7 protein-coding genes are annotated in these 4,160 nt (G+C 36.9%); 6 read left to right on the forward strand and 1 reads right to left on the reverse strand.

Annotated elements, in window-relative coordinates; translation table 11 throughout:
• Positions 1-341: 341 nt before the first annotated feature.
• Positions 342-1,142 carry an SDR family oxidoreductase gene (locus RM539_RS19570; RefSeq protein ID WP_311505109.1) on the reverse strand — a complete coding sequence of 267 codons (801 nt, stop codon included), beginning with the start codon at positions 1,140-1,142 and terminating at the stop codon, positions 342-344.
• Positions 1,143-1,226: 84 nt separating this feature from the next.
• On the opposite strand from RM539_RS19570, the gene RM539_RS19575 reads away from it, so the two are divergent.
• From RM539_RS19575 to RM539_RS19600, 6 genes are all read left to right on the forward strand, one after another.
• Positions 1,227-1,571: a winged helix-turn-helix transcriptional regulator gene (locus RM539_RS19575; protein ID WP_311505110.1), complete on the forward strand. Its 345-nt coding sequence runs from the start codon at positions 1,227-1,229 to the stop codon at positions 1,569-1,571.
• 240 nt (positions 1,572-1,811) lie between these two features.
• Positions 1,812-2,570 (forward strand): SDR family oxidoreductase, encoded by a 759-nt coding sequence (locus RM539_RS19580; RefSeq protein ID WP_311505111.1) that lies wholly within the window; start codon positions 1,812-1,814, stop codon positions 2,568-2,570.
• The gene (locus RM539_RS19585) at positions 2,512-3,369 is read left to right on the forward strand and encodes a helix-turn-helix domain-containing protein (RefSeq protein WP_311505112.1); all 858 of its coding nucleotides are present in this window, start codon (positions 2,512-2,514) and stop codon (positions 3,367-3,369) included. Before RM539_RS19580 ends, RM539_RS19585 begins: the two co-directional genes overlap by 59 nt.
• Entirely contained in the window at positions 3,335-3,517 is a 183-nt protein-coding gene (locus RM539_RS19590) for a helix-turn-helix domain-containing protein (protein ID WP_311505113.1), read from the forward strand. The genes RM539_RS19585 and RM539_RS19590 overlap by 35 nt, the downstream gene beginning before the upstream one ends.
• A gap of 77 nt (positions 3,518-3,594) precedes the next feature.
• Positions 3,595-3,720, forward strand: a complete 126-nt coding sequence (locus RM539_RS19595) for a hypothetical protein (RefSeq protein WP_311505114.1) — start codon at positions 3,595-3,597, stop codon at positions 3,718-3,720.
• Positions 3,721-3,925: 205 nt separating this feature from the next.
• On the forward strand, positions 3,926-4,160 hold a 235-nt coding region (locus tag RM539_RS19600), incomplete at its 3' end, for a HAMP domain-containing sensor histidine kinase (protein WP_311505115.1).

Here is a 4,160-nt window from a genome sequence, read left to right on the forward strand (position 1 = left end):
ATTAAACATCGATTAAACTATATAAATGTACTTGTTTCATAAATTATACAATAATCTTTTGTTGGGATTCACTTTCGAAATTATTAGAATCAACGTGATAAATTTTATGGATTAAAAACCAAGCTTTATTGTATCGATGAATGCAATATGTGGAAAATATAACCCAATCATATCCTTTAGTGAAGCACTCTGCATGTGGCTATCATACAACTTTTCACCTGAAAAATGATTCTGTAAAAGTTAAGATGACCATAAGGTGTGCTTTTAAACCAAACTCAGGAAAATTAGCTACTGATGCAATTTCTCCAAAAAACTGAGAAAAGCTTTTCAAATGGTATTCATCAGGAATTTCTAATATCGGTAAACCATTCTTTTATTTCTTTTCTAAAAGCTTCTGGACCTATTTCCAATCGTCTTGCATAACGCTGCTGTGCATTTTCCCCTGCTAGGTAACGCAGATGGTCTTTGTTATCGGTGGCTGCTTCGTAGATAATTTCAGCAATTTCTTCCGGGGTAGAGGGAGAACTGAAGCCACCCAATGTTTTTTGTATGGTTTCATCATATACCACGTGTGAGCCTAAATCTAGCGAGCTGCCAGAAAAATTTGTATTGGTTCCACTTGGCGAAATGGTTTTAACTCCTATGTTGAACATCGACAATTCAATGGACAGGCTTTCACTCCAGCCTTCCAACGCCCATTTTGTAGCGTGGTACACACTTCCGAAGGGATATGCCATCAGTCCCGCTATGGAAGTCACCGTAATGAATAATCCGTTTTTCTTTTCCCTAAAATAAGGAATGAATGTCTGGGCAACCTGCATAGTTCCTATAAGGTTGGTGTTTACCTGTTGGGTAATTTGTTTATTGCTAAGTGCTTCCATCGCACCAAATAAACCATATCCGGCATTATTAAGCACCACATCTATGTCGTGTAATGAGATGGCTTTTTTAACAGTGGATTGTATTTGTTCAGTATTAGTAATATCCAAAGGTAAAAACGTTACGTTTTCAAGTTGAGTAAGCTCTGTTTCTTTTTCAGGGGTGCGCATCGTAGCAATCACGTTCCAACCATTTTCCTGAAAGAACTTAGCACTTGCTTTTCCAATACCAGATGAGGCTCCTGTTATAAAAATTGTTTTCATTTTTATTCAATTTTATTCGTTGATAGTTCAAATCTAGTGCATATATAGTATACATTTGATACTTGTATACTAAAGGATACTTAAATGAAAGAAAGTGATAAGCAAAGATTTAACGAAAAGGTGAAAGCAATACAGGACACAATGTTTGTACTCGGAGGCAAATGGAAATTACCTATTATTCTTTCTATCCACGACGGGAACAAGCGGTTTAATGAAATTTCAAAATCAATCCCAAAAATAACTAATCGGGTATTATCCAGAGAGCTGAAACATTTAGAGGAAAATTTATTGATTACCAGGACTGTAATAGACGAATATCCCGTTCGAATTGATTATGAGGTAACCAAATATTGTTTCAGCATTGAAAAGGTGGTAAAACCAATGGAAGATTGGGGTAAAAACCATATAGCAAAAATCAAAGCTAAATGAACTTCTATCGATCATTAAGATAGATGAAACTCTAAGTATTTTATACTAGTCTTTTCTATTTCAGTATTTCGTGCGCAGTATCGGCAGCAATTTTATGCAACTGGCAATTGATGTAAAGCAAATATTGACCCAGGATGGAATAATCAAGCGCCCTCAATTTGGTTACAATTATCCTCGATTCTACTACAGCGATAATATTTTCTACTCCTAATTTTACATTACAAATTAAAAATTCGCATCATGCAAACAGAAAAAAACAAAATTGCCCTTGTGACGGGAGCAAACACGGGAGTTGGATTTCAAATAGCCAAAGCGTTAGCAGAAAATAACTACATGGTTTACGTTGGGGCCAGAAATTTAGAGAAAGGAAAAAATGCTGCGGAAAAACTTGGCGAAAATGCAATTACCATTGAGATGGATGTCACTAAACAAGATACAATAAGGATTGCAGTAAAGGAAATTCAGGAAAAACATGGGAAACTGGATCTTTTGGTAAACAATGCAGGAATTTCTCATGCGGGAAAGCCTGGCAGGACAGTAGAAGAAGTAGTGGCAGCAAATAAACCGAGTGTAGCGTCTATCGATGAAATGCGTACCGTTTGGGATACCAACGTTTTTGGAGTAGTGGCGGTTACACAGGCATTTCTACCTTTATTAAAAAATGCCACTGCCCCGCGGATTGTAAATGTTTCAAGCAGTTTGGGATCACTCACTTTGGGCATGGATCCTCAAAATCCTTACAGGACTAATTTTGACGTGGTTTATGGAGCTTCGAAAGCTGCGATGAATGCCGTTACTGTGGCTTTTGCAATAGAACTTGAAGAGAGCAATATCAAAATAAATGCTGCAAGCCCAGGTTATACAGCAACGGCTCTCAATAATTTTCAGGGTACAGATACCATAGAAGAAGGCTCAAGAGAACCCGTTCGTGTCGCATTGGATGAAAGTGATATTACCGGAGAATTTACCGGACCCAATCAAGAACACTATCCGTGGTAATTTTTCGATTAAAATAAATTTACATTATGAAAAAGGAAAAAACATCATCCGGTTTAAGAGTATTTCAGAAATTCATGATGCTGCCGGTTTACCCAAACCTCAACATCCTTTGATTAGTATGACACATTGCGGGGGGCATACTGACCTTGATTTGAGCAAAGATCCGGTGTATGATGTGCTGGATTTTTATAAAATCGTATTAATCACAGATCCTAGGAAGGGAAAAATGAAGTACGGGCAGAGCCATTATGATTTTAAGGAAGGCAGTCTGATGTTTTTGGCACCCAATCAAGTGGTTGGATCTGTTGAACAGGATTACTCTGCCAGTACACGAGTTTTATTGTTTCATCCTGATTTTCTGCTGGGTTTTCCATTAGCTCAAAAGATAAAACAGTACCAATATTTTTCGTATTCGGTTAATGAAGCCCTGCACTTGTCTGATCAGGAAAGAGAAGTGATGCTGTCGTTGTTCAAAATTATGAAGGAAGAATTAAGTAGCCGGATTGACGAATTCAGCCAGGAAGTGGTGATTGCCCAATTGGAACTCTTATTACATTATGCCAACCGGTTTTACAAGCGCCAGTTTATAACCAGAAAAGCGGTGAATAACGATTTGTTACAAAGAACAGAAGCTATTCTGGATACTTATTTCAACAATCAACAAACACTGCAACACGGTACACTAACTGTACAGTTTCTGGCCGATCAACTCAGTATTTCTGCTGGTTACTTAAGTGATATGCTTCGCTCATTGATCGGGCAAAATGCTCAGCAATACATTCATTTCAAACTTCATTGAAAGAGCTAAGGAACGTCTTTCTACTACTCAGCTTTCCGTTAGCGAAATTGCTTTTGAATTGGGATTTGACCATTCTCAATCATTTAGTAAGCTATTTAAGGCCAAAACAAATCAAACACCCCTGCAATTTCGGGCAAGTTTTAATTAACAGCTTTTATTCAAGAGTGCAGGTTTAAATTTTGCCTCAACTTGGTTGGTATCCACTTAGCCTAACTCTTTATTTATATGGCTCAATTTGTAAGCTCTCTTGAAGAAGAACTAGAGGTACTACAGAAAGCTCAAAGAGCAACAGGATGGTGGCTTTTTTTTAGAAGAGAGACAAATAAATTACCTAATGCTAAACCAAAATAATAATGGATTTTACAAAGTCTCACCAAATCAATATCATTTCAGTGTGAAGCTCTGCTTATAAACATAAGAAGGTGACCTAAAAAAATAAGAAGTAAATTATGGTGCTGTCTGTACACCTTTAGGAACGAGGTAACATAAAAAGTGACACAAATGCAAAATAAAAAATCCCAACAGATTAATAATTAGATAATTGAGATTTTGTTCTGTGAACCTTTCTTCTAAAGGAGACCAGGCAATTTTTAAAGTTCATAATGAAGGTACTCCTATTCCGGAAGATATCAGGAATAAAATTTTCAATGATAGGTTTACCAGTAATAATGCAGGCACTACAACAGAGAAAAATTATGGTCTTGGTTTATATGATGTCAAAGAGATAGTTGAGAGGCACCAGGGAAAAATAGAATTGAACAGTACAGGGGATGAAGGCACCACTTTCAAAG

It is taken from the genome of Autumnicola musiva, assembly GCF_031846585.1.
Lineage (GTDB): Bacteria > Bacteroidota > Bacteroidia > Flavobacteriales > Flavobacteriaceae > Autumnicola > Autumnicola musiva.

Bases quoted from the DNA above. Each gene is read 5' to 3' on its own strand.
- RM539_RS19570 (WP_311505109.1), bottom strand. From the start codon at position 1,142: ATGAAAACAATTTTTATAACAGGAGCCTCATCTGGTATTGGAAAAGCA.
- RM539_RS19575 (WP_311505110.1), top strand. From the start codon at position 1,227: ATGAAAGAAAGTGATAAGCAAAGATTTAACGAAAAGGTGAAAGCAATA.
- RM539_RS19580 (WP_311505111.1), top strand. From the start codon at position 1,812: ATGCAAACAGAAAAAAACAAAATTGCCCTTGTGACGGGAGCAAACACG.
- RM539_RS19585 (WP_311505112.1), top strand. From the start codon at position 2,512: ATGAAAGTGATATTACCGGAGAATTTACCGGACCCAATCAAGAACACT.
- RM539_RS19590 (WP_311505113.1), top strand. From the start codon at position 3,335: ATGCTCAGCAATACATTCATTTCAAACTTCATTGAAAGAGCTAAGGAA.
- RM539_RS19595 (WP_311505114.1), top strand. From the start codon at position 3,595: ATGGCTCAATTTGTAAGCTCTCTTGAAGAAGAACTAGAGGTACTACAG.